The following is a 2,536-nucleotide window of genomic DNA, read 5'->3' on the forward strand; positions in this document are numbered from 1 at the left end:
CACACGGTTTAATTCTGTATCTGTTGTAATAATTCTTTTTTCTTCGGCGCTGCTAACTTCGTTAATTGAAATAGTTTTTATTTTACCATCTCTTTTATAATCTGCCCATTCATCTTTTTCTTTTTTATCGCTGCCTTTAACAATTACTTCTTCCACAAAAGTATTCCAGTTATTACAGCTTGGGCATTTGCCTAACCACTTTGCACTTTCATATCCGCAGCTCTGACAAAAAAATGCCGACTTTGTTTTACTCATGTTGTAAAGATAATGCTGATTAAAGATTGATGATTTTAGATTTTGTGTTTAAAAACTTTTGTAAAAAAAATATAAAAGATAAAATAGATAGAAAATTAATCTGCAGTATTTGCGCAATCAGCGGGAACAACTAAAAAGTAAAAGGGCTATCATTTCTGACAGCCCTTTATACTTACTAACCCATTAAATTCTATTGCTAAATTACAATTTACGGCCACATAAAAAAATATATTTTGGGCTATGTTGATAAGTTATGGATGAATTTTAGGTTTCAGGGTCGGACTTTAAATCAGATTCAATTGATTGATAAACAAATTGTTATGAGATTTTTTTGATGAATTAAAACGCCATTTATCCCATGTTAACTAAAAATTATTTCTTTAAAATATTTGGTTTATAAAATAAACTACTTTACGTTTGTGTTAAATTAGAAAGAATGCAAAAGTTCTTTACTTTATTACTAACTCTAAACTTTTTAACGGTACAAAGCCAGGTAAAAATTACTGGAAAGGCAGTAGATAATAAAAATAAACCATTGGCTGGCGTAAGTGTAGTTTTAAAAAATACTTACGATGGTGCTACAACAGATTCCTCTGGTAGCTTCTCTTTTACCACAACCGAAAAAGGAGAGCAGATCATTGAAGCCAGCTCATCTGGTTACCGCTCTTTTGAGCAAAAAGTAACCATTAGTTCTACCGACATAACGATTCCTGTATTATTAAAAGAGTTAATAACAGACTTAAAAGCAGTGGTAATATCTGCAGGCTCGTTTGAAGCCAGCGATAAAAAGAAAGGCGCTGTATTAACTGATATAGATATTGTAACTACACCAAGTGCTAATGGCGATGTAACAAGTGCTTTTAAATCTTTGCCCGGTGCTCAGCAGGTTGGAGAAAGCGAAGGGTTATTTGTAAGAGGCGGCACGGCAACAGAAAGTAAAATATTTATTGACGGTACGCAAGTAAACAATTTTTTTTATAGTGGCACACCCGGCATTGCACAGCGTGGAAGGTTTAATCCGTTTTTGTTTAAGGGTACTGTTTTTAGTACAGGGGGTTACTCAGCTTTGTATGGCCAGGCGTTATCATCGGCACTTATTTTAGAAAGTAAAGATTTACCAGAAAAAAGCGAAGCAGATTTTGGAGCCAGTGTGGTTGGTGTTGGTGGCGGCATACAGCATTTGGCAAAAGATAAAAAAAGCAGCTGGGGCTTTAGTGCAAACTATACCAATCTGGTACTGGCATTTAATGTAATAAAACAGCGACAGGATTATTTTAAGATACCGGTTATACTTGATGGAGATGCCAACTTTCGTTTTAAAACAAAGAAGGGTGGTATAGTAAAATTATACAGTTATATAAGCAAAACCCATGTAGGCAGCCGCACCGGCGATATTGATTCTGTTGGTATGAAGGATGCTTTTACACTACAAAACTTAAACCAGTATCATAACATTAGCTATAAGCAAAATTTAAAAAACAGGTGGAAGATAAATGTTGGCGCATCATTCAGTAATAATAAAGATGATATAGAAAACGAATTGCAAAATGCTGCCAACGTAAAGCAAACTATTACTACTCCGGCATTTTATGCCTTCAAAAATTTTTCTTTAAGTACAAAAGGCAATTTTTTTCAAAACAGGATTGTACTGGATAAAAAATTAAGTGGTTTAAGTGCTGTTCGTTTTGGTACCGAAGTTAGTATCAGCAACGAAAAATCGGCTTATACATTATATGATGGTACAAAGTTTAATGAAACTATTAAAGAGAACATGATAGCAGGTTTTGGCGAATCGGATATTTATATTACCAACTCCTTAGCAGCAAAATTGGGTGTACGGGCCGAGCATTCGCAATTGTTAGATAAATGGAATGTTGCGCCAAGGGCATCATTAGCTTACCAGTTGGGCAAATACAGTTCTGCAGGTTTTGCGTATGGAATTTTTTATCAAAACCCCGAAAGAAAATATTTACCTGCCAGTACATTACTTAACTTTTCAAAAGCGGCACACTACATTTTACAATACCAACTGTTAACCGGTGTACAAACATTACGCATGGAAATGTTTTATAAAAAATATGATGATTTGTATAAAACCGGGTACAATTTAAATGGCCGAGAAGTTGCTGCAAACAATAACGGCAATGGTTTTGCAAAAGGGTTTGAAGTTTTTTGGAGAGATAAAAAAACAATTAAAACTGTTGACTACTGGATCTCTTATTCTTACTTAGATACAAAAAGGGATTTTATAAATTTCCCTTCGTCCATTCAGCCATCATTT

Annotated in this window: 1 protein-coding gene and 1 pseudogene; one reads left to right on the forward strand and one right to left on the reverse strand. The window is 34.3% G+C overall.

Annotation, left to right across the window (positions count from 1 at the left end; all coding sequences use genetic code 11):
* A pseudogene (locus ACY65O_RS08895) lies at positions 1 to 255 on the reverse strand (DNA repair protein RadA); the annotation flags it as partial.
* 436 nt (positions 256 to 691) lie between these two features.
* Between ACY65O_RS08895 and ACY65O_RS08900 the strand changes: the two are divergent.
* Positions 692 to 2,536: TonB-dependent receptor (locus ACY65O_RS08900; protein WP_462220501.1), on the forward strand; the 1,845-nt coding region annotated here is incomplete at its 3' end.

It is taken from the genome of Ferruginibacter sp. (assembly GCF_031430955.1).
Taxonomy (GTDB): Bacteria; Bacteroidota; Bacteroidia; order Chitinophagales; family Chitinophagaceae; genus Ferruginibacter.